This is a genomic window from Microseira wollei NIES-4236 (assembly GCF_020521235.1).
Taxonomy (GTDB): domain Bacteria; phylum Cyanobacteriota; class Cyanobacteriia; order Cyanobacteriales; family Aerosakkonemataceae; genus Microseira; species Microseira wollei.
The window spans coordinates 1-25679 of the sequence record NZ_BLAY01000009.1; the positions used below are offsets into that span (position 1 = coordinate 1).

17 protein-coding genes and 1 pseudogene are annotated in these 25679 nt (G+C 45.3%); 8 read left to right on the forward strand and 10 right to left on the reverse strand.

Annotated elements, in window-relative coordinates; genetic code table 11:
• Nucleotides 1-3136: two-partner secretion domain-containing protein (locus tag MiSe_RS04375; RefSeq protein ID WP_226575260.1), on the reverse strand; the 3136-nt coding region annotated here is incomplete at its 3' end.
• Between the two features lie 116 nt (nt 3137-3252).
• Nucleotides 3253-6306 carry a two-partner secretion domain-containing protein gene (locus MiSe_RS04380; protein ID WP_226575269.1) on the reverse strand — a complete coding sequence of 1018 codons (3054 nt, stop codon included), beginning with the start codon at nt 6304-6306 and terminating at the stop codon, nt 3253-3255.
• On the opposite strand from MiSe_RS04380, the gene MiSe_RS04385 reads away from it, so the two are divergent.
• Together MiSe_RS04385 and MiSe_RS04390 are read left to right on the forward strand one after the other, a co-directional pair.
• Nucleotides 6292-6585: a hypothetical protein gene (locus tag MiSe_RS04385; RefSeq protein ID WP_226575271.1), complete on the forward strand. Its 294-nt coding sequence runs from the start codon at nt 6292-6294 to the stop codon at nt 6583-6585. The two genes, MiSe_RS04380 and MiSe_RS04385, sit on opposite strands and share 15 nt — an antisense overlap.
• A 106-nt stretch (nt 6586-6691) precedes the next feature.
• A complete protein-coding gene (locus MiSe_RS04390) occupies nt 6692-8356 on the forward strand; it encodes a S8 family serine peptidase (protein WP_226575272.1) in 1665 nt (554 codons plus the stop codon).
• A gap of 133 nt (nt 8357-8489) precedes the next feature.
• Here MiSe_RS04390 and MiSe_RS04395 read toward each other — a convergent pair whose 3' ends face one another.
• The 3 genes from MiSe_RS04395 to MiSe_RS04405 all read right to left on the reverse strand — a co-directional run bounded on the left by MiSe_RS04395 (nt 8490) and on the right by MiSe_RS04405 (nt 12692).
• Nucleotides 8490-9374, reverse strand: coding sequence for a DUF928 domain-containing protein (locus MiSe_RS04395; RefSeq protein ID WP_226575273.1), 885 nt, complete (start codon nt 9372-9374; stop codon nt 8490-8492).
• 59 nt (nt 9375-9433) lie between these two features.
• On the reverse strand, nt 9434-12028 hold the full coding sequence (locus tag MiSe_RS04400; protein ID WP_226575274.1) for a CHASE2 domain-containing protein: 2595 nt from the start codon (nt 12026-12028) through the stop codon (nt 9434-9436).
• 256 nt (nt 12029-12284) lie between these two features.
• On the reverse strand, nt 12285-12692 hold the full coding sequence (locus MiSe_RS04405; protein WP_226575275.1) for a hypothetical protein: 408 nt from the start codon (nt 12690-12692) through the stop codon (nt 12285-12287).
• A gap of 363 nt (nt 12693-13055) precedes the next feature.
• On the opposite strand from MiSe_RS04405, the gene MiSe_RS04410 reads away from it, so the two are divergent.
• The 4 genes from MiSe_RS04410 (at nt 13056) to MiSe_RS04425 (ending at nt 19367) form a co-directional block, all read left to right on the forward strand.
• Nucleotides 13056-13772, forward strand: a complete 717-nt coding sequence (locus MiSe_RS04410; RefSeq protein ID WP_226575276.1) for a helix-turn-helix domain-containing protein — start codon at nt 13056-13058, stop codon at nt 13770-13772.
• Nucleotides 13666-16437 carry a peptidase domain-containing ABC transporter gene (locus tag MiSe_RS04415; RefSeq protein ID WP_226575277.1) on the forward strand — a complete coding sequence of 924 codons (2772 nt, stop codon included), beginning with the start codon at nt 13666-13668 and terminating at the stop codon, nt 16435-16437. The genes MiSe_RS04410 and MiSe_RS04415 overlap by 107 nt, the downstream gene beginning before the upstream one ends.
• 288 nt (nt 16438-16725) lie before the next feature.
• Complete coding sequence (locus MiSe_RS04420; protein WP_226575278.1) at nt 16726-18549, forward strand: beta-barrel domain-containing protein; 1824 nt, start codon at nt 16726-16728, stop codon at nt 18547-18549.
• Nucleotides 18550-18632: 83 nt separating this feature from the next.
• Nucleotides 18633-19367, forward strand: a complete 735-nt coding sequence (locus tag MiSe_RS04425) for a peptidylprolyl isomerase (protein ID WP_226575280.1) — start codon at nt 18633-18635, stop codon at nt 19365-19367.
• A gap of 253 nt (nt 19368-19620) precedes the next feature.
• Here the strand turns inward: MiSe_RS04425 and MiSe_RS04430 are convergent, their stop codons facing one another.
• The 5 genes from MiSe_RS04430 to MiSe_RS04450 all read right to left on the reverse strand — a co-directional run bounded on the left by MiSe_RS04430 (nt 19621) and on the right by MiSe_RS04450 (nt 24588).
• Nucleotides 19621-19782: a hypothetical protein gene (locus tag MiSe_RS04430; RefSeq protein ID WP_226575282.1), complete on the reverse strand. Its 162-nt coding sequence runs from the start codon at nt 19780-19782 to the stop codon at nt 19621-19623.
• 270 nt (nt 19783-20052) lie between these two features.
• Complete coding sequence (locus tag MiSe_RS04435; RefSeq protein ID WP_226575284.1) at nt 20053-20292, reverse strand: hypothetical protein; 240 nt, start codon at nt 20290-20292, stop codon at nt 20053-20055.
• 572 nt (nt 20293-20864) lie between these two features.
• Nucleotides 20865-22124: a ScyD/ScyE family protein gene (locus MiSe_RS04440; RefSeq protein WP_226575286.1), complete on the reverse strand. Its 1260-nt coding sequence runs from the start codon at nt 22122-22124 to the stop codon at nt 20865-20867.
• Nucleotides 22125-22289: 165 nt separating this feature from the next.
• Nucleotides 22290-23408 (reverse strand): T3SS effector HopA1 family protein, encoded by a 1119-nt coding sequence (locus MiSe_RS04445; RefSeq protein WP_226575289.1) that lies wholly within the window; start codon nt 23406-23408, stop codon nt 22290-22292.
• Nucleotides 23409-23433: 25 nt separating this feature from the next.
• Nucleotides 23434-24588 carry a phosphotransferase family protein gene (locus MiSe_RS04450; RefSeq protein ID WP_226575291.1) on the reverse strand — a complete coding sequence of 385 codons (1155 nt, stop codon included), beginning with the start codon at nt 24586-24588 and terminating at the stop codon, nt 23434-23436.
• A 308-nt stretch (nt 24589-24896) separates the two neighbouring features.
• Between MiSe_RS04450 and MiSe_RS04455 the strand changes: the two genes are divergently transcribed.
• Nucleotides 24897-25163: a hypothetical protein gene (locus MiSe_RS04455; protein WP_226575293.1), complete on the forward strand. Its 267-nt coding sequence runs from the start codon at nt 24897-24899 to the stop codon at nt 25161-25163.
• Nucleotides 25153-25653 (forward strand): annotated as a pseudogene (locus tag MiSe_RS04460) (peptidylprolyl isomerase); the annotation flags it as partial. The gene MiSe_RS04455 and the pseudogene MiSe_RS04460, both read left to right, overlap by 11 nt.
• Nucleotides 25654-25679: the final 26 nt, after the last annotated feature.

Sequence of the window (25679 nt, forward strand, 5' to 3'; positions counted from 1 at the left end):
CAATTTGGGGAATATCTGGTGGGTCTGGTTGAATATCTCCTTCGATATTTAGTTCGCCACGGGCGTTGATGATGCTATCTAAAGATTGAAAAACTGCCAATCCTAGATCGTTGCGGGGTGCGATCGCTATATTACTCCCTCCTCTAGGATCGTTAGCACTGGTGATGATTCGACTACCTTCCAATAAAACTAAACTTTGGCTTTGAATATCGATACTGCCTTCTGTGGTTGGGAGGTTTAGGCTTCCGGCGGCATTTATCTGACTTTGGTTGCGTAATTGGATATTGCGCGATCGCACCTGAATATTGCCACCTTGACCTATGTCGGATGTCGCACTAAGTCTAGCTTGGTTATCCAGCCGCATATCGCGAGCTGTAATATTGATGTTACCTGGATTACCCAAGTTGCCAGCTACAGAATTAAGGAAGCCAATATCTATATCTATATCTATATCCCCCAGACTATTATTTACTACATCTATCAGAGCTTCATTATTTATGCCTACCACGTTTTGACTTGTGACATTGATTTCAGCCCCATCCCTAACAATAAGCTGCCCAGTGGTAATCTTTAAATCACCACTATTTCCAGCATTAAAACTGGCAGCATTCAAGCCACTACGAAGCAGATTGTTGGGTGAGGTACCGCTCAGTTCCACTGACTCAGAGGCATTCACGGTGACTGTTCCCGCATTGCCACTACCCAAAAGAGTACCAGCTACTATAAATGCCCCATCGCGGAGAATCAACCGCCCAGTTTCTATCGTTACATTGCCCGCATCTCCGCCACCGATACTAAAAGTACCCAAACCGCTGCCAGAGTTTAAATTGGGTGAATTGCCGCTCAGTTCCACCAACTCAGAAGCGTTCACGGCGACGGTTCCTCCGTTGCCTTCACCCAAAATAGTACTAGCGTCTACCTGTGCCCCATTCTGGACAATCAACCTTCCAGTTTGAATAGTTACGCTGCCTGCATCTCCAGAACTAACAGTTCTAGCAAACAAGCCACTACGCAACTGCCCATTGGGTGAAGTGCCAATCAGCTCTACCGACTCAGAGGCATTCACAGTTATAGTTCCTGCATTGCCCTTGCCCCCAGTGACTGCTCCTACTACTGCGCCATCGCGGAGAATCAACCGCCCAGTTTCTATCTTCACGTTACCTGCGTCTCCGTCACCGAAACTGGCAGCAACCAAGCCACTGCCAGCAATCAGCTCTACCGACTCGGAGGCGTTCACGGTCACATTTCCTGCATTCCCCTCACCATCGGAGGTACTAGCTTCTACCACTGCTCCATCCCGAAGGATCAACCGTCCTGTTTTAATCATCACGTTGCCTGCATCTCCGGAACCTAGAGTCTCAACATTTAAGCTGCTGAGATTTTGTCCATCGGGTGAGGTGCCGATCAGTTCTACTGACTCGAAGGCATTCACGATCACATTTCCTGCATTCCCCTTACCCCTGGAGTTAGCTACTACTGATGCCCCATCCCGAATAATTAATCGCCCAGTTTCAATCGTTACATTGCCAGCATCTCCGATTTCTGAAATCGTAAAGTTGCTTGCTGCATCTGCAACACTAGAAGTTGAAGTAAAGATATAAGTACTGGCACCAATTAGTTCTACAGACTCGCTAGCTTTGACAGTCACATTTCCTGCATCTCCCTGGCTCGCACGTGAGCGAGCTAATATTGTTGCCCCATCTCTAACAGTTAACTGTCTAGTTTGAACAGTCACGTTTCCTGCATTTCCCGTACCGCCGACAGTCCCAGCAGCCAAAGCACTCGCCATTTGCCCATTAGGTGAGGTACCAATCAGTTCTACCGACTCAGAGGCATTCACAGTTACATTTCCTGCATTCCCACCACCCAAAATAGTGCCAACAAATACTCCTGCCCCATCTCTAACAATTAACCGCCTGGTTTGAATCGTCACGTTACCTGCATCTCCGGTACTGCCGAAAGTCCCAGCACCCAATAAACTCTGGTTCTGCCCATTAGGTGAAGTGCCAATCAGTTCTACCGACTCAGAGGCATTCACGGACACATTTCCTGCATTTCCCTGACCCAAAGCGGTGGCAGATCCCGCTCCTGCCCCATTGCGGAGAATCAACCGCCCGGTTTGAATTGTTACGTCACCACCATCTCCAGTACCCAAAGTTGTGGTACCCAAGTTAGTAGCAGTTTGCCCATCCGGTGAAGTGCCAGTTAGTTCTACTGATTCAGAGGTTCTTACATTCACAGTTCCACCTGGTTTTGCTCCAAGCGTTGCAGCATTAATCTGCGAACCATCGGTCAGAGTCAATCTTCTACCTTGCACTTGGATACTACCGCCACCCTCGCCGTTGGCAGTAGCACTTGCTCCCTGAGACAGTTGAATATCCCTGAAAGTAGAAACACCCTGATAATCTAAAGCCAAACCTTGAGCTGTTGGGTTTAGGCTGACCAAACCAGAATCAGCGACACTTCCCAGTTCAATTCGTCCCTCTGGTGCTGTCAAACTTCCACCTTCCAGCAATACATCGCCGCCTACTAGGGCTATTGTTTGACCAAGCGGTACTTGGAGTCCAAGGGGAACATTATTCCTGTCTGTCAACCTTGATCGATTGACGATACTTCCTGGATTTGTCCCAAATTGCAAGCCAATAGGCACATTGATAGTCAATAAAGGCGGGGCGCTTGGATTGGTGGCACTAAACTCTGCGCCATCAGCAAACTTGAAGCTATTCGCCGTAGAAGCCAGAAACGAACCACCAATATTTAAACTGGCATTCGGCCCAAAAATAATCCCATTCGGATTGAGCAGAAATAAGTTCGCAATACCATTAGCGCGAATCAACCCATCAATATTAGAAATGTTTCCACCCGTAACCCGGCTAAAGATGTTTTGAATATCACCAGTATTGTTGAAAAAAGCTGATCCACCTGTGGGAACGGAAAACTCGCGAAAACTGTGGAACAGGTTCCCACCTGCCGTCGTTCCTCCCTCAATTACACTCCTCGTTCCCTGTAGGTTGACCGTGGAGTTATTTGGCAAGGTAGCATCCGGAACAATTTGTGCTGCCGTTGGTTCAGCGACGAATAAACAAAACAGAACGCTGGTTTCTAGCAACCCTAATCGGCGATCGCACCCTTTCATAAGCACAAGCAAGAAGGTTTTGCCGCAATGATGGCGTTAGATTATACTGCAAATGGTTCCCCAAGTCTAGATGAACTTATAGAGAGCGATCGCTTCTACATCGACAAACCCAGTGATTAATTATTCGATTGCGGTGCAGGACAGAGAATTGAACGATACCAAGTTTCGTAAGGCGTTGCAGTTGGCGGATTAGCAGTAAGAATTACCTCGCCATTGGCACCCCTAACCCACCCAGTAGCTTCTACAATTTCGCTAGGAATAGGCGACTCCCCTGCCCCCCTGCTCCCCTGCTCCCCTGCCCCCCTGCTCCCCTGCACCTGTGAGTTAGGAGTGACCCAATCGACCTCAATGGCATTGTGGGAAAGTGCTTCCCTGGGAGTCGGTGGAATGCCGCCCCGTCCGGTGATGAAAAATTCGTTGTCTGCAAACCTTGTACCTGTAGGACAATCTTGAACGATTTGTCCAGTGATATCGACGAAGTTGGCTGGTAATTCGATTAATCCAGAACTGGGGTCAACATCGGGCGTATTAATTTCTACTATGCCGCTTAACTCAGGCGCTCCCCCAGTGGCGGTGATGTCACTTTCTAGAGTAGATGCCAGTCGGAACTGAGTGCCAAAAATGCTTTGGGCATTAATTTGGACTTTACCCCCAAAGAAATTGTCAGAATTGGCGCTAATATCGCTATCTTCTAAGGCAGCAATTACATCGGTGTCGAGGGTGATGTTGCCACCTTTGATCTCGGTTCCAGTCAAGCTTCCTTGGGCATTGGTGGTGATGGTACTGTTTTGGCGCAAGATCAAAGCAGAGGCTTGCACGTCAATATTGCCGCCGCTCTTTCCTCCGGTCGCGTTGGTGGTAATCTCACTGTCACGGGTTAATTGCAAAGACTCTGAGCGCAACCTGATATTACCTTCGCCTCCTGTAGTGTCAGAGCTGAGTAATGCTTGGCTGTCCAGGCGGATAGAGCCAGCGTTGATTACTATGTCGCCTGCCCTACCATTCCCTGCACTGGTAGCTGTCAGTGCAGCACCATTACTAACAGAAAGCGACCCGGTAGTAATCTCGATACCGCCCCCTTTGCCCACTGCTCCAGCTTCCACTGTGCTGAAGGCTGCACTGGCGGCTCCATTACTACCCACCCCATCAAAGGAGACACTATCGCTGACAGTAATCTTTACACTTCCGGCATCTCCCTGTCCGCGAGTGCTGGCATTGAGTCGAGCGCCGTCTGTGATAGCAAGCGACTTGGCAGTAATCTCGATACTGCCACCTTTGCCCACCGCTCCTTTTTCTACCGTGCTGAAGCTGGCACTGGCGAATCCATTGCTACCCACCCCATCAAAGGAGACACTATCGCTGGCAGTAATCTTTACACTTCCGGCATCTCCCTGTCCGCGAGTCAAGGTATTCACTTGAGCGCCGTCTGTGATAGCAAGGGACTTGGTAGTAATCTCGATGCTGCCACCTTTACCCACTGCTCCCTTTTCCACCGAGCTGAAGGCGGCGCTGCCTCGATCAAAAGAGACAGTATCGGTGGCAATAATCTTCACACTTCCGGCATCTCCCTGTCCGCGAGTGCCCACAGCCAGTTGAGCGCTGTCTGTTACAGCAAGGGAATTGGTAGTAATCTCAATGCTGCCACCTTTGCCTACTGCTCCCACCGCAACTGTGCTGAACGCATCACCTCCATCAAAGGAGATGGTATCAGTGGCAGTAATCTTCACACTTCCGGCATCTCCCTGCCCACGAGTTAAGGCATTCAGTCCAGCGCCACCTCTAACAACAAGCGACTTGGTAGTAATCTCGATGTTGCTACCCTTACCCACTGCTCCGTTTTCCACTGTGCTGAAGGCTCCACTGGGAAATCCATTGCTACCCACTCCATCAAAGGAGATGGTATCGCTGGCAGTAATCTTCACACTTCCGGCATCTCCCTGCCCGCGAGTCAAGGCTTGTAGTTGAGCCCCAGCTGTGACAACAAGCGATTCGGTAGCAATCTCGATGCTGCCACCTTTGCCCACTGCTCCCTTTTCCACTGTGGTGAAGATTCCACCGTCTCCATCAAAGGAGATGGTATCGCTGGCAGTAACTTTCACGCTTCCCGCATTCCCCTTGCCAAAAGTGCTGGCATTCAGTTGAGCGCCGCTGGCGATCGTCAGCGACTTGGTGGTAATCTCAATGTCGCCCGCGTCGCCCATCCCCCCAGGTAGCACCGAATTGACAATCAGGCTGTCATTGGCAATCTTTATTGCCCCTGTAGCATTAATTTCAATATTTCCGGCTCGACTATCAATAGAACCCAATTCGGATGCTATACCCGCCAGCAGTACACTTTCTGCCAAAATTTCCAAGTTACTGGCATTAATGGCAATACTGCCACTATTGTCAGCCACTACGCTAGCTATAGAGCCGTTGGTGAAAGACACATCTGCTCTCAAGATGCCATCGGGGAATTGTAGAGATGCGAAATTTCCCGTCTCTACATCAGCATTGATACCAACAGTTCCCTCTCCTACCAAACCTCCTAGTTCAACCCGACCCCCAAAAGCCTCCAAAACTACGCCATCCAATCTCACTGTGCCGCCAATCAGCGCTAAGGCTTTACCATTCGGCACTGTTAGAAAAGACCCCTGCACCTGAATATTTCCGGCATTGTTCCCGTATTGCAAGCCAATCGGCACGCTGATAGTCAGTAGTGGTGTGGTTTGGGATGGTATAGCACTAAACTGCGTTCCATCAGCAAAAGTTAGACTCCTAGCTGTACTCGCAAAAAACGAACCTCCAATATTTAACCTTGCATTCGGCCCAAAAATAATTCCATTGGGATTGAGCAGAAATAAACTAGCCGTACCATTAGTGCGAATCAACCCATCAATGTTAGAAATCGACCCACCCGTTACCCGACTAAAGATGTTTTGAATATCACCGGCATTGTTAAAAAAAGCTTCCCCACCTGTGGGAACGGAAAACTCGCGAAAACTGTGGAACAGGTTCCCACCTGCCGTTGTGCCTCCCTCAATCACACGAGTCGTTCCTTGTAGGTTGACCGTGGAGTTATTTGGCAGAGTAGCATCCGGGGCAATTTGTGCCGCCGTTGGGTCAGCGACCCATAAACAAAACAGAACGCTGCTTTCTAGCAACCAGAATCGGAGATGACACCCTTTCATAAGCCGAAGCATTCAGGTTTTGCCGCAATAATGGCGATGAATTGTACTGGAAACGGTTGCCCAAGTCTAGACGAACTTTTGGGCAGGACTTACGCCAAGAAACCGGGTTTCTATCAAAAATCCTTGGCAGAGGGAGCGAGCGCACCCAGCCAGAAACCCGGTTTCTCAGTTTTGTTGGGGATAGAGAGCGCTCGCGCTAACACCCCCCGCCAGATAGATTTTAGCCTACACAATGTAAATAATTGTAACAAAACACCAAAAAATATATGGCAGGGTTGATCAAGAAGTTGAGCCGTCGCTGCATAAGTTCGTTGGGGTAGGACATATCCATTTTTAGAGCGAGATAGAAAGCTTTCTGAACAATTAAGCGTATAGGAGATAACTGATGGCTACCTCTATTCCTTATAACAGTCTCTTCGGCTATGGTCTGGTAAATGCATCGGCGGCAGTGGCACAAGCAATTGGACAAAAGTGCTTTGCAGATGTCCCCAATTCAGGCGGCGATAATTGGGGATTAGATATGGTAAACGCGCCAGAAGTTTGGAATAGAGGGTACACGGGTGAGGGGATTGTAGTTGCCGTTATCGATAGTGGAGTTGACTACACCCACCCTGACTTAGATGACAATATCTGGGTCAACTCAGACGAAATTCCTGGCAATGGAAAAGATGATGACGGGAATGGTTATATCGATGACATTCGGGGTTGGGATTTTGTCAATCGTGATAACGACCCGATGGATATAAATGGTGATGGTCACGGCACTCACGTCGCGGGAATTATTGCAGCAGAAAAAAACGATTTTGGTGTCACTGGCGTCGCTTTAAATGCCAAAATTATGCCCGTGAGGGTACTCGATTCATTCGGCGGAACTGAAGCTGATATTGCTGCTGGAATTCGTTATGCCGTCGATAACGGTGCTGATGTAATTAACCTCAGCTGGGGTGGTCCGTTTACTTCTCCTGAAGAAGCGCAAGCGATTCAATACGCCTTTAACAAAGGAGTGGTTGTTGTTACCGCAGCTGGCAATGATGGAGGATTGCAACCTGTTTATCCAGGTCGCTACGCTACTGATTTTGGCATTACGGTCGGGTCAATCGATCGCAATCATGCTATGCCTTATTACTCCAATCATGCTGGTACTACACCCCTAGATTATGTCGTCGCTCCAGGAGTAGATGTTCGCTCTACATTTCCAGGTAATAGATATGAATCTATCAGCGGTACATCAATGGCTGCTCCCTATGTAGCCGGGGTTGCAGCTTTAGTTTTAAGTGCCAATCCCAATTTATCTCCGGCGCAGGTAGAAAACACGCTGACGGCAACCGCTAATTCGACAGGCATTCGGTCTGCCAGTGTTTATGATGGTTTTTTCAACCTAACTTCCGACGATGACTATTTTGAGATTACCCCAGGTGTGCTGGCTGATTCGCCGCTAGGACTGCGTGCCTTAGAAGGAAACGATTGGGTTGAAGGTTCGTCAGAAAGTGACATCATCAATGGCAACCAAGGCAATGACTTGCTTGGCGGCAACGGCGGCAATGACACCATCTGGGGTGGGAAAGACAAGGATGATATCTTTGGGGACGCTGGCAACGACAACCTCAACGGGAACATCGGTGACGATTTCATTTCCGGAGGCGCTGGAGATGATACTGTCCGAGGTGGCAAAGATAACGATACTCTGCTAGGTGGAAGTGGCAACGATCAAGTCTTCGGTAATATGGGGAACGATCGCCTCCATGGCTACGCAACCAGTGGTATAGAATACGACACTTTAACTGGCGGTACTGACTCGGATACCTTTGTGTTGGGCGGTTTCTGGGGTGTGTCCTACCAGGGAGCAGGACATGCCATCATTACAGACTGGGAAGGGGAGTTAGATCGCATTGAAGTGCCGGGTAATGCCAGTCAGTACTCTCTCAGCTATAGCAACTTAAATGTTGGTAGTGCGGCAAATGATACGGGAATCTATTTGGGTACTGACCTAATTGCCATTATCCAAGATTCCACCGACGTCAACTTTTCTAGAGACTTCAAATTTGTGTAATAACGCAAGTTGCTAGTAATTGGTAATTGGTAATTGGTAATGATTAAAATTGGTTGTAGGGGCACGGCGGGAGAAAAGCTTCTCGTTCAGAGCAAAGTTTATTTATGCCGTGCCCCTACAAAGATCGTTGATATCAATTTTCCACGATCGCTTCTGACGCAATCTTGCTCAAGCCAACTTCTTGCAACAGATTGGCCCAATTCGTATCCTTCGAGTTATTGCGACGCATCTCGGCAGCAGCAGTCAGCGCTTCGTACCAAATCCCATTGCTAGCATAAAGGGCAATTTTCTGCTGTGGTGTAGCATTCTGCAACTGACTCTCAACGGCAGGATTCAGTGAGGTTCTTTGAATCCATCCCTCAACAAAAGAAAGCAATTTGGCACCAGGCTGGCAGTAAACTTTGAAGTACCAATAATACTGCTTGCCAGCAGTCAGGGGTGCTTCTGTAGTGGGAATGGAAATAGCGATCGTTCCCGGTTTTCCAGGTAGCGTCACATCCGTTTCGTAAACCAAATTCCCATCTCGATCCCGCAACACAAACTTTCCCGTCAATGGAGGCTGATAGGGAACATAAAACCAGAAAGTTGGACGTTCCGTAGTGGTAAATCCCCCTACAGATTCCGCATCCGAACCATCGTTAGCCGGAAAAACTGGAACCAAAGCTATAAGAGGCTTTTCCCCAGACGTAGCGGTAGCAATCTGACTGTCCATTTCACTGCCACGACTTCCTCTGCCCTCCCGTTGACCGGGTGCCCCGGTGCCTGATGGTGGAGGCGGTGCGGCAAATATCTGGCTTCCAGGTTGAATGCGATCGCCGCTACTCCCAACATTATCTGGTGGCGTTGGTGCGGCTGGTTGATTTGATTTTCCGCTAGAGTTCAAAACGGGACTTTGCCCAATTAGTATATCCTTAATAGGCTGTGCTACCACTTGCGTGCAGCCCAATATTACCAAACTGGTAGCCAGGACAAGTTTGCAGTTTGGTATGCGGTTAACTTTTTGCTTTTTCGGAATCATAATTTAAAGGAGTTAACATAAACTGCTGTTGCCGAACTGGAAACAAAGAAACCGGGTTTCTATGAAAGTTTCTGGGTCTTGGTGGAGTAAAAAGCTACACTACTACCAGTCAATACCAACGCTAAGGCTGATGGAACGAGAGGAACCCAATTGCCTTGTAGGAACAAAATATAGCAAAGCACAAACAATATTCCCAGGGCAGATCCTGGCAACAAAAACAAAAATAGTTGCGAAGATCGCCCGCGCCAAACCAAAAACCCTCCCACAACCGACCATCCCCAAATCCAAACAATTTCTCCCCAAACAGGCCAAACTGATAACAAAGGTCGCCCATCTTTAACCGCACTCAAAAGTTGACTCACCATCTGCGCCTGGACAACTACTCCAGGCATTGATTGGTAAAAACCCTTACCAGTACTAAACGGAGTCAGACTATAATCGTTAGCGCTGGGAGCCGTGACGCCGATCAGGACAATGCGATCGCGCACATCATCGGGATTAACCTTACCGTTGAGAACATCTGCCAGTGTGACAATTGGGGCAAAAGCTGCGGGCGAATGATAGGAACGGTAGTTGAGCAATATTTGATACCCCCAAGTATCCACATTTTGATAACCGCCCATGCGCCAAAGCAAGCGCTTGAACGTAACATTACCAATCTGTAAATCTCCCTGGCGGTTGTACTGGACAGAAATTCCTTCTCTATCGAAGTAATGAAATACCAGCTGTGCGCTGAGAGCATAGGGGGTAGTACAAGGCGACGAAGACTCTGGTTCCATTGCTAACAGATGACGACGCAGAATGCCGTCCGGATCTGCCACCACATCGCTAAAACCAAGGCGTTGTAAAGGGACATTGGCAGGCGGTGCAATTCCGGGGTGGTTCCCTGGGCGATCGCTCGCTTTGCAAATAGCAAAAAAGTTATTATCCCTTCCCATTCGAGCCACTAAATTTGTGCCAGTTTTTGCCGGATAATCGCGATAAATATCTAAACCAATCGCGCGGGGTTTGAACTGTGCTAGTTTATCCAAAAGTTTAGCCAGCGCTAAATCAGATATCGATCCAATTCTGGGATTCTGTTCTGGCAACTGAAAATCCTCTTCGGTAACCGCTACGATTAAAAGGCGTCGATCGGGTGGTTCCTGTGGACGCGATCGCATCAGTTGGTCGAAAGCTTGCAATTCCCAACCTTGCAACATCCCTAAATAACGCCCTCCCATCACTAAAGCAGTTACAGCTACGCTTGCCACCAGCACAGTTTGGATATGTTTTTTGAGGAATGTGCGAAGTCTAGACTGCCTCAAAACCTCTTGTGGGGTGGGCGTCTCGCCCGCCCGCTGCAAAAACACTTGTGGGGTGGGCGTCTCGCCCGCCCGCTGCAAAAACACTTGTGGGGTGGGCGTCTCGCCCGCCCGCTGCAAAAACACTTGTGGGGTGGGCGTCTCGCCTGCCCGCTGCAAAAACACTTGTGGGGTGGGCGTCTCGCCCGCCCTGAGCAAAACCTCTTGTGGGGTGGGCGTCTCGCCCGCCCTGAGCAAAACCTCTTGTGGGGTGGGCGTCTCGCCCGCCAAGGACCCCCCGCACAAATCTTGCCAAGTCGGTGGAATTTCGGCGGGATTCTGACAAATGACAGGTAACCAAGTGGCGTAGGGATATTCTTTTTCCAATCCTTGCAACCTTTCTCGCGCATCTCGCACCGAAGCATACAAAGACTGTCCGCTGACAAAAGCGGTGAGAAAGTACTTTAAAAAAGCTTGCGCCACTGCATCTGGCACGAGTTCTCGCATTACGATCGCTTGTGGCAGATGCAATTCCAGAAGTTCTTGTCCCAAGCGCAAACCATCGCAAGAATTGAGAATCGTTAAGCGCAAGCCTCGATCGATCGCTCTTTTGATCGCGTATTTTAATTCATCAATCGTAATTTCGTCTGTTTCATTGAGCATAATTCGCCCTTGTTCGTGGCTGGAACTATGCCCCGCAAAAAATAGAATATCCCAGTCTTGCTCCCAAAGTTCTTCATGAAACTCTCTGAGTGTTGGTTTTGGTAAAAATTTGACAGATGCCCGGTCTGATAATTGCTCTAAATCAGCTCGATCTTTGCTTAGATCAATTCCTTCGTCATCGCCAAAAATTGCTAAAATTCTAACTTGACCGTTAGCATTATTTATCTCTAACTTTTTCGGTCGTTTATACTCTGGAGGACTCAAAGCAACTTCTGCTTTGGGATAATCCTCGAACAAGTCCCACTTATGCCAGGGCAGTTGCCACAGTTCCTGGTTGTTAGTTTCAATCAAAATTTCAATTTCATCAGTTGTATTCAAATTTACTTGCAATCCATCCCGGATTTTTTCCCAGTCTTTAGATGCCGAATTAAGCCAGTCATTTAGACTCTCTACCAAATCAGTACCAAGTTGAGAGGAAGAAAAATTAGTCACTGCTTGAACAGGCACTGTAAAGGTGCGCGTCATGAGTATCTGGTTATAAGCTAGCTGCCAATCAGTAAATTTTTCTAGAATGTCAGTGCATGAAGGCAACTCACCTGGAATCTGAATAGCCGTTTTAGTCAGAGTGTTATCTTCGCTAATTCGCAGAATAGCTGGAAACCCCTGGTCAAAGCTGCCTTCCATCAGCGTTAAGGTAACTCGCTTTCTCATAGACGCCTGCTTGCGATCGCTTATGTACGTAAATTACACGATTAGTTGCAGTTGCAATGCCAAATTGGCACTATCTATGAAGACCCTATGAAAAAAAATCTATGAAGCAACCGGGTTTATGGCTTCGTCGTGGGTAAGTTTTGATATAATACCACATGCCAAAATCTGACTTGGCATAGCTTGTTGGTTCGGTTGAGGTACGAAACCCAACCAACATATTCGGGACTTACGCACGACGAGAAAAGAAACCCGGTTTCTAGGAAAAGAGATCGCAGCAAGAAACCTTGTTAGTTTCAATCAAAATTTCAATTTCATCAGTTGTACTCAAATTTACTTGCAATCCATCCCGGATTTTTTCCCAGTCTTTAGATGCCGAATTAAGCCAGTCATTCAGGCTATCTACCAAATCAGTACCGAGTTGAGTGGAAGAAACATTAGTCACTTTTTGAACGGGCACTGTAATGGCGCGAACCGCTACGAGTATCTGGTTATAGGCTAGCTGCCAATGAGTGAATTTTTCCAGAATGTGAGGGATTGGAGGCAACTTACCTGGAATCTGAACAGCCGTTTCAGTCAGAACGTTATTTTCGCTAATTCGCAGAATAGCTGGAAACCCCTGCTCAAAGCTGCCTTCCATCAGTGTCAGGATAACTCGCTTTCTCATAGCCGCTTTAGCGATCGTTAATGAACGTAAATTACACGATTAGTTGGAGTTGGAATGCTGAATTGGCACTATCTATGAAGAATTTATGAAGCAACCGGGTTTATGGCTTCGTCGTGGGTAAGTATTGATATAATACCACATGCCAAAATCTGACTTGGCATAGCTTGTTGGTTCGGTTGAGGTACGAAACCCAACCAACATATTGATTCGCCTCACAGCCCAAGAAGGATTGTTTTAAGATTTGTTTCCGATCGGTGCATAACTACAGGAATAAATGCCATAACCGAAGCCATATAACTTTTTCACTCACGGTTAAAATATTTCTGGAGATCGTAGTGCAATTCGTGTTGAGGCTTTATGCATATGTCTGATTCCCAAACCAAGCATGACACTAAAGTTTCAGGTACTCACGAGGGTCAATTTTTAACATCTTTTCAGCGCAAACTGTTGCAAAAAAATCTCCAAGACGCAAATTTACCCCAGTCTTATCGCCAGCGCCTTGAAATTATGTTGCTGGCAGATGAGGGCAAATCTCAATCGGAAATTTGTCAAACATTGGGGTGTTGTCCGGCAACAGCGCGGCATTGGATGCACGTAGCGCGTACTGGGATGGCGCACCAATGGCAGGAATGTCCGATTGGTCGCCCGAAGGCAGTCAATCAGGCATATTTACAGCGCTTGCAAGAACTGGTTAGCAATAGTCCCCGCGATTATGGCTATGTTTTTCGGCGCTGGACGGCAAACTGGTTAAAAAAACATCTAGCGAAAGAATTTGGGGTGGAAGTAAGCGATCGCCATCTGAAGCGACTCCTGAAACAGATGGGGTTGTCCACCATCCCCAAAACCAACCATGCCTCTGAGAACGCTAAGGGGTCAAAAATCCAGATTAATGACCTCAAAACCGAACCTATCGCCGATAATTGCGGATTTTTGCCTTTTAACTTCGCCGAATTAAGCAAGGATTCAGATCGTCATGGTGCCAAATCAGTTAGATCGGTTAGTTTCGCTGCAACAACTGGGCAATATTTTGGGATATCGTGTTTCGGAACAGGAATATCAGCGCTGTCTTCAAGCAGCTAAACTTATTACTCCCAAGGTGGGAAAGTTCTGGCAAGGAAAGGATGTGGAAGCGGGGATATATATTGCGATCGCAGGCAAAGTTAGGTTGCTTGATGATGCGGATGAGTTAATCGCGACTTTGGAAGCGGGGGACTCGTTTGGAGAATTTACCTTATTTCCGGAGCATCAGTTTCAGCCTTATACTGCTAGGGCAGCAGTCAATGTGCAACTGTGCTTTATTCCCGGCGAGGCGCTGTCGCCATTGATAGCTAAGTATCCGCAAATCGGGGAACATTTGCGGCAGCAAGCACAAGCGCGTCATTTCCTGTTAGTAAAATCCGATGATTCTGCCAAACAGAATCGGGAAAATGGCGCAAGTAATTCGTTAATAAAAACAGATAATACCAAAGAACCTTTCTCCCCGTCCCCCCGTCCCCCCATCCCCGCGTCTGACAAACCTCAACCGCAGAAAAAGATTAGTAAAGCCTATTTTCCCAGTCCCACACAGCAAGTCGGACATTTATGGCAGCGTTTCGTGCGGCGCTATCCATTTTTTGCACAGCAGAGTGGATCCGACTGCGGTGCAGCTTGTTTGGTAATGGTATCTCGCTATTGGGGGAAAAGCTTTAGCGTCAATCGCTTGCGGGATATCGCCAACGTTGACCGCAATGGCGCGTCGCTGCGGGGTTTATCGACAGCAGCAGAAAGCATTGGTTTTGCTACGCGTCCGGTGAAAGCGAGTCTCGACCAATTGGCGAAACAACAATTACCCGCCATAGTCCATTGGGAAGGAAAACACTACATCGTTGTTTATGAAATTACCAAAAAACATGTTATTGTAGCCGACCCCGCCATCGGTCAGCGTACCCTCAGCCACCAACAATTTAAACAAGATTGGACTGGTTACGCGCTGTTGTTACAACCTACCGTTTTATTAAAGGATGTCAAAGAAAGTACAACACCTTTCTGGCAATTCTTTGAGTTATTGAAACCCCACGGGTTGGTGATGTTGGAAGTGTTTCTCGCTTCCCTATTTATTCAGATATTTGGACTCGTCACCCCCCTATTCACCCAGTTAATTTTAGACCGCGTAGTCGTGCAGCGTTCCGAACTAACTTTATTTGCTGTCGGTTTAGGATTGCTGATTTTTAGTTTATTCCGCGTGGCGATGACGGGGTTGCGGCAATATCTGCTAGACCATACAGCGAACCGCTTAGATTTAGCAATGATTGTCGGGTTTATTCGCCATACCCTGCGGCTTCCTTTGAGTTTCTTCGAGAATCGTTATGTGGGGGATATTATCTCTCGCGTTCAAGAAAACCGCAAAATTCAACGATTCCTTTCGGGCGAAGCACTGTCTATCCTGCTGGATTTAATCACAGTATTTATCTATGTGGGATTGATGTTTTGGTACAGTTGGAAAATGGCATTGCTGGCGTTGGCGATCATCCCGCCTTTTTTCCTACTAGCGTTGATTGCCACACCTTTTTTACAGCGGATTTCCAGGGAAATCTTTAATGCTCATACCAATGAGGGTAGTTATCTGATTGAAGCCCTAACCGGCGTGCGGACAGTTAAATCTACCGCCGTAGAACATACAGTGCGCTGGCATTGGGAGGAGTTGCTTAATAAAGCAATCAAAACCAGCTTTTCCGGGCAAGTTATTAACAATCGCCTGCAAATTTTTAGCAACTCAATTGAAGCCGTATTTACTACAGGTTTGCTGTGGTTTGGAGCGCATTTAGTGATTCACAACCAGTTAACCATCGGTCAATTGGTAGCATTTAATATGCTGCTGGGAAATATTATTCGCCCCTTCCAACGATTAACGGTGTTGTGGAATCAATTGCAAGAAGTGATGATTGCAGTGGAACGAATTAACGATGTTTTAGATGCGTCACCGGAGGAAGATTTACACATCTCTGCGCGGCAATCGTTACCAGCAATCAAAGGGAATATTCGGTTTGAAAACGTCACCTTCCGCTATCACCCAGAGAGCGATGTTAATGTGGTGCAAAATCTCAATTTTACCGTAAAATCGGGGCAAATGGTAGCTCTTGTGGGGCGCAGCGGTTCGGGAAAAACAACCATTTCTAAGTTAGTTTTGGGGTTGTATCCGCCTAGCGATGGCAAAATATCCATCGATGGACATGATATTAGCAGTATTTCCTTGCGTTCCTTGCGCCAGCAGGTGGGAGTCGTTGACCAAGACACATTTTTGTTTGGCGGCACAATTCGGGAAAATATTAGCTTGGCACATCCGGGGGCAAGTTTGGAAGAAATTATCGAAGCAGCGCGATTGGCGGGGGCGGATGAATTTATTAAAAAGTTGCCGATGGGGTATGAAACCCAGATTGGTGAAGGGGGGGGAATGCTGTCAGGAGGACAACGACAGCGGATTGCGATCGCTCGCGCTTTATTAGGCAATCCCCGCTTGTTGGTTTTAGATGAAGCAACTTCCCATTTAGACACCGAATCGGAACGAATTATTCAGAAGAATTTGAACGCAATTCTCAAAGGCAGAACCACTTTAGTAATTGCCCATCGCCTTTCCACAGTGCAGAATGCCGATTTGATTTTAGTTTTAGACCAAGGAGTGTTGATTGAGAGTGGAACTCACGCCGAATTAATGGCGCAGCGAGGACATTATTTTTATCTCAATCAACAGCAGTTGGCTAATGGTTAATGGCTAATGGCTAATGGTTAATGGCTAATGGTTAATGGCTAATGGTTAATGGTTAATGGCTGATGGCTGATGGCTAATGGGTGATGGCTAATGGGTGATGGCTGATGGCTGATGGCTGATGGCTAATGGCTGATGGCTAATGGCTAATGGCTAATGGCTGATGGCTAATGGCTAATAGAAAGAAGAATGCTATATTACTACGCTTCACAATTAGCGATTAGCAATTAGCAATTAGCAATTAGTAACACCCAAGTTTATAACTAGCAACTTGCGTTAGTAGGAGAATTTATGACCAATACATTAAATCGACGGGTGAAAACCCAACTGGATGAAATAGAAAGCGATCCCATAGACTCAACCCCCCCAACACCAGTCATTTCAACCGATGATTGGTCTGACGCAACGAAGGAATTACTCGATAGCTTGCCCCGCGTTTGGACAAGGGGAATGCTATATTTTTTAGTAACATTTGTATCGATCGTTTTACCTTGGGCGATGCTATCTAAAGTCGATGAAACTGGTAGCGCCAGAGGGAGACTAGAACCATTTGGCGCAACCCAAAGATTGGACGCTCCTGTAGCCGGAACCGTCACCGCCGTCAGAGTAAAAGAAGGAGAAACTGTAAAAGCAGGACAATTGCTGTTGGAACTAGACTCTGATGTCTTGCGAACCGATTTCCAACAAGCTCAGAATAAACTGGAAGGGCAACAAAATCGGTTGGGACAGTTGCAGCTACTCACAAACCAAATAAAGCTCGCGATTAGCGTTCAAGAGCAACAAAACCAAGCCCAACAATCCGAAAAAATTGCTCAAGTGAATCAGGCGCAGCAAGACCTTAATTCTAAACAAACTGCGTATAATTTCCAAACAGAAGAACAACGTGCTGCTGTCGAACAAGCGCAGCAGAATCTGGATGCGCTCAAAAAAGCTTACAACTCGCAAACACAGGAAAAACTTGCGGCTTTTGAGCAAGCGCAGCAGAACCTTGATGCGCTCAAAAAAGCTTACAACTCGCAAACAGAGGAGAAACTGGCAGCAGTTGGACAGGCACAGCAGACACTCTCTCAGAGCAAAAACGCCTTTGAATTTGCCAAAACTCGCGTCAAATCGGAGCAGATAAAATTCGAGCGCTACAAACAAGCATTTGAGGAAGGTATCATTTCAAAAGACCGATTCAGCGAAGTAGAACAGGCGTTACAAGAAAGCAAACGGGTGCTATCATCAGCGCAATCTGATATTTCCCAAGCCGAACTACGCCTGAAAGAGCAACAAAACCACTATCAGAACTTTATTCATCAAGCTCAATCCGATATCTCCCAAGCACAATTGCGCCTGAAAGAGCAACAAAGTCGCTATCAAAACTTTATTCATCAAACTCAATCGGATATCTCCCAAGCACAATTGCGCCTGAAAGAGCAACAAAGCCGCTATCAGAACTTTATTCATCAAGCTAAATCGGATATTTCCCAAGCACAATTGCGCCTGAAAGAGCAACAAAGCGCCTATCAAAGCCTGATTCAGGCAGGTAAACTCGCCGTGCTTAAAACACAGGAACAACTTAAAGATTTGCAAACACAAATTACAACCCTGCAAGCAGAAATTGCTCAGAGCAAAACTCAAATTCAGTCTCTAAAATTACAGTTAGAGCAACGAGTGCTACGTGCGCCTGTAAGCGGCACAATTTTTCAGTTACCTATCCAAAAAGCTGGGGTAGTCGTACAACCTTCCCAGATGGTAGCCGAGATTGCACCCTTTGGGGCATCCCTCGTGCTAAAGGCACAAATGGCTACAGGCGAAAGTGGTTTGTTACGTGAGGGAATGCCTGTCAAGATGAAGTTTGATGCCTATCCTTTCCAAGATTACGGCATATTAGAAGGTCGTTTGAGCAAAATTGCACCTAGTTCCAAAGTAACGGAAACATCACAGGGTCAAATTGCTACTTATGACCTGGAAATTAGTTTGAATCAAACTTGTATCCCCTCCGCAGATCGATGTATTGCTTTAACTCCAGGTCAGACAGCAACGGCGGAGGTAATCGTGCGCCAACGGCGGATTATTGATTTTATGCTTGACCCGTTTAAGCAGTTGCAGAAAGGAGGTTTTAAATTGTAGTAAATAGGGGGATATCAACCGCATATACACAGAAGAAAGCTTTGGAAAATCAGGAAAAATTAACTTAAACAAGGAGAAACATCATGTTAAAAGCACTCGCCATTACCAACGAAGATATTCTGCATCAAGTCAAGCTATCCTGCAAAATACCTGAAATAATTGAGCAGATTATTGCCCGTAAAGCGATCGAAAATGCCGCTGCTGAGGCGGGTATCAAAGTGGAGACAGAAGAACTTCAGAAAGCAGCAGACCAAATGCGGTTTATGAACCAACTCCTAAATGCTAATGATACCTGGGCGTGGTTGGAAAAACATCATCTGTCTCTCGATGATTTTGAAGAAATAGTTTACACTACTTTGCTCGCTGGTAAGTTATCTCAACATCTATTTGCCGATAAAGTAGAACCCTACTTTTTTCAGCAACAACTCGATTATGCAGGTGTGGTTATGTATGAGGTTGTATTAGATGATGAAGATTTGGCACTGGAACTTTTCTATGCTGTTAAGGAAGGTGAGATGAGTTTTTATGATGTGGCGCGTCAATATATTCAGGATGTGGAATTGCGGCGCAAAGGAGGATATCTGGGGGTAGTGCGTCGCAAGGATTTGAAGGCGGAAATTTCTGCTGCTGTTTTTGCAGCTAAACCGCCACAGCTTCTTAAACCAATTGTGACTGCTAGGGGATTACACCTGATTTTAGTAGAGGAACTAATTCAGCCGGAATTAAATGAAAAACTCCGCACAAATATCATTTCAAACTTATTCTCTCAATGGCTTAATCAACAAATTGAACAGTCTGAAATAAGCAAGTCACCCTAATTACAGCGGATTGCAAGCGAGTGAGGTACAGCCTTCAGGCTTTGTTTGTGTAGCGGCAGCATTAATGCTGCCGCTACACAAACTCTCGGTGTACCTCATACGAGTGCAATCCGCTGTAAACTATTTGTTTCATTATTGGCTTGATAGAACATACCAAAAAACCCCTCAACTTGGCTGAGGGGTATGCTATTAGACCTCTCAAAAAACTCTTCCTGCCTGCCTTTGAGTTTGCTTGTTAGAGAAGTCAATTTGTCTAGAACAGAGGAATCACAGTCCTGGTAGTAATCCAAGTTCCACCCTTAATGCTGAGAGCATCACCTTCAGACAATTCTGACAACTGATCCAAATAGCTTTCCGAATCAGAAAATAATTCGCTGCCGGTGACGGATAGATTGTCAATTGTGATTTTAGCCATTGCTTTATCTCCTTTGAAGGTTTCTGTGAATTTGTGGTTTCAAGGATTAGTTAACATTCCAATCCTTTGATTACATATTCGCAGATTAAATCTGCAATAATAACTACTCCAACTGTTTGTTTGAGGACATAATTGTTTCAGTTGTTGCTAGAGATAAAATTACGAAAAACCCCTCAAGAGAGTTGAGGGGTTTGCTGTAAGTTTAAACTCTCGTTAAACGGAAATTGCCCCAGGTCGGGGGCAACTTCCGTTTAAAAAAGAAAAGGAGTATTAATCCGGCACTATTGTTGTCATCATTGATTCTTCTATCGTTATGGTCCAAGTAGTTGTGGGCCAAGTTGTGGGCCAAGTAGTAGTTATGGGCCGAGTGGGCGGATTGTTTCCTGTTCCTCCCTTGATGCTGAGAGCATCAGTTTCTGAAATTTCTGACAACTGATCCAAATAGCTTTCCGAATCAGAAAATAATTCGCTGCCGGTGACGGATAGATTGTCAATTGTGATTTTAGCCATCGTTTTATCTCCTTTGAAGGTTTCTGTGAATTTGTGGTTTCAAGAATTAGTTAACTTTCCAATCCTTTGATTACATATTCGCACATTAAATCTGCAATAAGAACTACTCCAACTGTTTGTTTGAGGACATAATTGTTTCAGTTGTTGCTAGAGATAAAATTACGAAAAACTCCTCAAGAGAGTATCGTTTGATCTCCTGATATATTTTATTTTAAATTTGTGCTGTCAAGGATTAGTTTAACTATTTCCTTATCTTTTAATTAAATATTATTTAAACCCTGAATTGGCGACTTAAAAACAATTTTATTGTGACATAAATGTTTCAGTAATGGCTCTAATATCTAGACCATAACTGCCTAATATTCAATATAGTTAAGTTTAAAATTATTTATTAAAAAACAAAAAAACTGGCATTTCTGCCAGAGGAAATAGATTTGTTTATCAGGACTTACGCAAAGAAACCGGGTTTCTATGAAAAATCGTTGGTTTGGCAACTAGAGAGCTACGTAGAAACCCGGTTTCTAGGCTCGTCCTGCGTAAGTCCTGTTTATATCAAAGATTATGTTCAGGAATCATTCAAAACAAGTTTTGACAGAATTGCTTGATTTCTGTTTGCGTAAGAACAACGAAGTCGGAATCAAAACACCAAAAGCTAACAGACTGACAGTAGAATTAGGTTCGGGGACAGAAATCTTCACAATCTGACCTTGTCCCGAAAAGTAGCCTTTGTTTGAAATATAGATATTACCGTCAGAACCAAGTGCTAAAGCTGTGGGGAAAATTAACCCTTCATTAGCGATAGTTTTGCGCGTACCATCAGCAGATACATAAATCAATTCACCATAGGGAAAACCATTTGCAGGGTTTAATAAATTAGAGACAAAGTCTAAGACATAAAGACCACCCTGGGAATCAAAAGCTAAATCGATTATCTGGTTGAAACCATCAGCATAAACCACTGGCTTATTATCAGCACCTACTCTAAAGATTCGGGATGCTTTGTCTGGATTAGGATACCCTGTTAATTCACCTACATACAAAGCACCATCAGGACCAGTGGCGATAGATGTGGGTACTGATTGCATTGCAATAGTTTGACCTGTAGCTGGGTCAGTTACAGGTCTCTCAGGAAACACAGACAGCAACTTCAGCTCACTGCCATCGATTTTAGCTCGGAAAAGATCGTTTCCGGCTGCATCAACTATATAAGCGCTGTCTCCCTGAATGAGGAAAGCATAAGGGTTGCTATCAATGCCATTTTGATAAGGATTATACAAACTACCACCTGTATCATCGGGATTGTATAAGCCTTCATAGGCTGCCAGATCAGCCAGTCTTGTCCGGGAAGAACCAGTCTGGAGTTGATCGAGGGCAATCAGTTGTCCAAAATCTGGGATTTTCAACACATTATCCCGTTGTTCTGGAGAAGAACCCAAACCAATGACTAGATAAGCCTTTCCAGTCGCATCAAATTGTATGTCTTGGGGACCAAAGGCATTAAAACTTACAGGTATTTGTGGAATGAATGTTGCTAGGGATGGCAGACCTGTAACTACACGCTCTTGCTTGCCATTCTGAATGCGTGTCACAGCACCAGTCGCACCATAACACATCGACAGCCCACTGCCAATACCTGGTGCCGGAATACAAGCTCCTCTACCGCCTCTACCTGCTTCCGTCACGTAGAGGGCGCCATCTGAACCAAAGGTCAGCCCCCTTGGTCCATCAAGACCAGTAGCTATGACATTCAAACTGGCTGCATAGGATGCTTCTCCAAATCCAAGAGTAATCAATGCTGCTCCCGTCGCAGCCATCAACAACTTTTTCAGCATTTTTTAGTTTCCTATTTAATCCGCTAAAGATCATCCCTACCACTAGGGCGTGTTTTCAAACCCTGGGAGGGCGAAGCATGAGGACACAAAACATTGGTTTTTAGTGGTAAGTTATCGCCCTCATGCTGATCCCCTACATCAAATTTTATACTTTGAAAACACGCCCTAATCCTCATCTATCGGCGAATAGATATCTTCAGAGTTGGCATTCAAGTAAACACCGTGTAAGTCAATACCCAAAAGAGAAAACTGAGCAAGGATAGCCTTCATCCGCGTCTCTGGTAAGTTATCCCCTTGATGCCAAGCTTCTAACAATCCATTCGCCAGAATCTGACAGCGATTCATCCCAAAACTTTCCTGTTCAGCAAACTTTTGATCTGGTTCTTCTGCTAAACCTAACCCTGGTGCTAGTTGCTTGGTAAATAGCGGAATTTCCGATTTAAAGTGCGTTTGTTTTTCTATATAAACATTATTTAAAAATTGCCTCACAGCTTCATAATCCCGCTTATCAAAATACAAAACCCCCGAATCATGGCGTTCGTAATATTTTGGATGGTACAAAACTTTAAATTGAAAAGGAATCCCTGCCTCATTCAAATATTGCGTTATATTACCCATGACTGCAACAGCACCTTCAGGAGTGAAATTGAAATAGATTCGCACCGTTACTTGCTGATTTTTTGCCTCCTGATAACGGCTTGACCCCACATTACCAACCGCCATGTAAAAGCCATTTTGCACCAAATTTTTAGGCATACGGATAGCAACCAAAGCACCAACTCCAGCCGCTGATTCATCTGGTTTTAGATGCTTATACCGCTGAATATGTAACCTCAAACTACCGTTAGTTACTGCTAAACTCCCATCACTTTCCTCTCTCAGGACATGCCAACCAGGCGCAAAGTAACCCTCTCCACAATTACTTTCATGTAATCGCTGATAAAATCCCACATCTATGCCTAAGAGGGTATTATTTTCCAAATCTAGGCGCAAAGCTTTTCCCTCTCCATCTAATGCTAGAGAACTTCGCATTGAACCGTTGTAATAAATACCATAGAGAAAACTCCGCAGTTGCAGACTCAGATATTTCTGCTGCATTTCTTCAGGCATTTTCTGAAAACGCTCAACCACCTCTGCTGGCAGTTCCAACGGTTTGTAATCTGGATGACGAATGGAGAAATCAGATTGAATCTCAACCAGGCGAACAATATCTTCCAAAACGTCCATTAATCGCCTATATGCCTCAGTCTTTAACGGAGTTTGAGTAGAATCGAGTAATTGCATAATCTTTTATCGACAACGAAGTACCTTAAGCAACAGGACTCTTTTGAGTAAATTCAGCAGCCACACCAAAAATTGTTGGCATTGATTGTTCTGGACGACACAACAATGTCTTGGCAACTTGAAGCATGGCAATTCCTCCATTACCAAAATATTTTTGATACTGAATCATTGCCTGAATCTGTTGAATCAAAGCAAAACCCGCAAATTGCACCACGCGCAACAAGAAATCAGGACGTTGTTCTAAAATTTCTGGAAATGTCTGCAAATAAACTTGGGTTAATGCAGCAATTGAAGGCTGAAGCTTTTCTAAAGGGGTCATCGCCAAGCGCAGAGATTCCTCAATACTCAAAGACTTACTGATAACCAAACTACCCAGCCAAATTTGGAGGTAGCTGCTAATCAGGGTTCCTAAATCAAAAGCTGGGTCTCCCCAAGCAGAGCGTTCCCAATCAATTAGTCTTACAATACCGTTACTAGATTGCTGCCAATTTGCGTGCAGAAGGATATTATTTAGCTTCAGGTCATTGTGAGTCAGACAAGATGGAATTACAGCATTACCCAAATTAGCGATCGCTTGCCCTAAACTATCGTACCGCTGATAGAGGGCAAAAAACTTCAATCCATCCCCAGGCACCGAACCAAAGATTTCTGGACTAATCCGTTCCAACCCCCGCATTAAATTAGTCACCATGTCAGCCTTTAGATTATCCGGATTTGGCGAGAAGAAATCCTGATATTCTTGGCGGTTGAAAGTATTCCGATGGATAGTTGCCATCAGCGTACCAATTGCGGCAGCAATTTCTGTATCAAAGCTATTCTCCTTTGTATAGAAATCCATTAAATCTCGATAATCATCCAGGTATCGGAAGACAATAATCGAGTTGTCCTTATCAAAATGCAAAATTTCTGACAATAACGGGCGTAGGCGATCCATTTCTGGAAATTGTTGTAGGAATTCCTGAATTCGCCACTCACTTAAAAACTCACCAGCCGCTTGACCCTCGTGATTATGCCGTTCCTGCTTAACCAGCAGCTTACGACTGTCTGGAAAAGTGAGTAATAAGTTAAAGTTTTTAGCTTCAAGAGGCTCTACCTTACTAAAAGATTGCTCTGATTGATTACATAAACTATTCTGAACTAAATAATCAAATACATTATGAGAGTTTAAGATAAATTTCATAAGCTATGCTCTGGTTAATTTGCGATTTGGCTTAAAGACTTTCACTTATTAGAGTCATCTCATGTCTCATAAATGATCGTCATAATTGCCTCATCTCTAGACAATCATAGGCAATTTCAAAGGTATTTAACCAACTTGACAAAGTTTTGAGGAGAAACAAATAAAACTTTTATGTCCCCAAAAATCCAGTCACAGAGAAGCCAGAAATAACAAAAACCTTCATTGCTGGTAACCTTACACTGAAAAATTTGGTCAATAACTCAAACATTTATGTCCCAAATATCTGACCAACTGGTACGCTTGCTGCATTGCTCCCACAAGATGTAACAGATGCGATCGCCTTGCACCCACCTCACCAAATTGCGTTGCTCGCGTCTGCGCCTTGCTGTTTACAACCTTGCCAACTATATTCGCCAGCTAGAGAATATTTTGTCGATTCAAACGAGGGATCGCAACGGGAGTTGCTGTTGGGAAGGCGTCGGATTTTAAAATCAGATATTCATGAAGTAGAAACCGGATTTATTGAAGAAACCCGGTTTCTACTTTGTATATCGATTGTAGTTTTCTTTAGATGATTTTGAAGAAATAGTTTACACTACTTGGCTCGCTAATAAGTTAGCTCAACATCTGTTTGGGGATAAAGTTGAACCCTACTTTTTTCAACACCAACTCAATTATGCAGGTGTGGTAATGTATGAGGTTGTTCTAGATGATGAAGATTTGGCGCGGGAACTCTTCTATGCTGTTAAGGAAGGTGAGATGAGTTTTCATGATGTGGCGCGTCAATATATCCAGGATGTGGAATTGCGGCGCAAAGGAGGATATCAAGGAATAGTGCGTCGCAAAGATTTGAAAGCGGAAATTTCTGCTGCTGTTTTTGCGGCTAAACCGCCGCAGTTAATTAAGCCTATTGTGACGGCTAAGGGGGTACATTTGATTTGGGTGGAGGAGATTGTTCAAAGCGAGTTAGATGAGAAGTTGCGCCTAAAAATTATTACAAATTTGTTTTATGGATCCCTGAAACATCAAATTGAGCAGATTGAAGTTATTAAAAAGCTTAAATAGGGCTTGCTGAATAACCTTGTAACTCT

What these genes read in the sequence shown, in the direction of transcription:
- MiSe_RS04385 (WP_226575271.1), top strand. Translation starts at nt 6,292, where the DNA reads ATGACACCCTTTCATAAGCCGAAGCATTCAGGTTTTGCCGCAATAATG.
- MiSe_RS04380 (WP_226575269.1), bottom strand. Translation starts at nt 6,306, where the DNA reads ATGAAAGGGTGTCATCTCCGATTCTGGTTGCTAGAAAGCAGCGTTCTG.
- MiSe_RS04390 (WP_226575272.1), top strand. Translation starts at nt 6,692, where the DNA reads ATGGCTACCTCTATTCCTTATAACAGTCTCTTCGGCTATGGTCTGGTA.
- MiSe_RS04395 (WP_226575273.1), bottom strand. Translation starts at nt 9,374, where the DNA reads ATGATTCCGAAAAAGCAAAAAGTTAACCGCATACCAAACTGCAAACTT.
- MiSe_RS04400 (WP_226575274.1), bottom strand. Translation starts at nt 12,028, where the DNA reads ATGAGAAAGCGAGTTACCTTAACGCTGATGGAAGGCAGCTTTGACCAG.
- MiSe_RS04405 (WP_226575275.1), bottom strand. Translation starts at nt 12,692, where the DNA reads ATGAGAAAGCGAGTTATCCTGACACTGATGGAAGGCAGCTTTGAGCAG.
- MiSe_RS04410 (WP_226575276.1), top strand. Translation starts at nt 13,056, where the DNA reads ATGTCTGATTCCCAAACCAAGCATGACACTAAAGTTTCAGGTACTCAC.
- MiSe_RS04415 (WP_226575277.1), top strand. Translation starts at nt 13,666, where the DNA reads ATGGTGCCAAATCAGTTAGATCGGTTAGTTTCGCTGCAACAACTGGGC.
- MiSe_RS04420 (WP_226575278.1), top strand. Translation starts at nt 16,726, where the DNA reads ATGACCAATACATTAAATCGACGGGTGAAAACCCAACTGGATGAAATA.
- MiSe_RS04425 (WP_226575280.1), top strand. Translation starts at nt 18,633, where the DNA reads ATGTTAAAAGCACTCGCCATTACCAACGAAGATATTCTGCATCAAGTC.
- MiSe_RS04430 (WP_226575282.1), bottom strand. Translation starts at nt 19,782, where the DNA reads ATGGCTAAAATCACAATTGACAATCTATCCGTCACCGGCAGCGAATTA.
- MiSe_RS04435 (WP_226575284.1), bottom strand. Translation starts at nt 20,292, where the DNA reads ATGGCTAAAATCACAATTGACAATCTATCCGTCACCGGCAGCGAATTA.
- MiSe_RS04440 (WP_226575286.1), bottom strand. Translation starts at nt 22,124, where the DNA reads ATGCTGAAAAAGTTGTTGATGGCTGCGACGGGAGCAGCATTGATTACT.
- MiSe_RS04445 (WP_226575289.1), bottom strand. Translation starts at nt 23,408, where the DNA reads ATGCAATTACTCGATTCTACTCAAACTCCGTTAAAGACTGAGGCATAT.
- MiSe_RS04450 (WP_226575291.1), bottom strand. Translation starts at nt 24,588, where the DNA reads ATGAAATTTATCTTAAACTCTCATAATGTATTTGATTATTTAGTTCAG.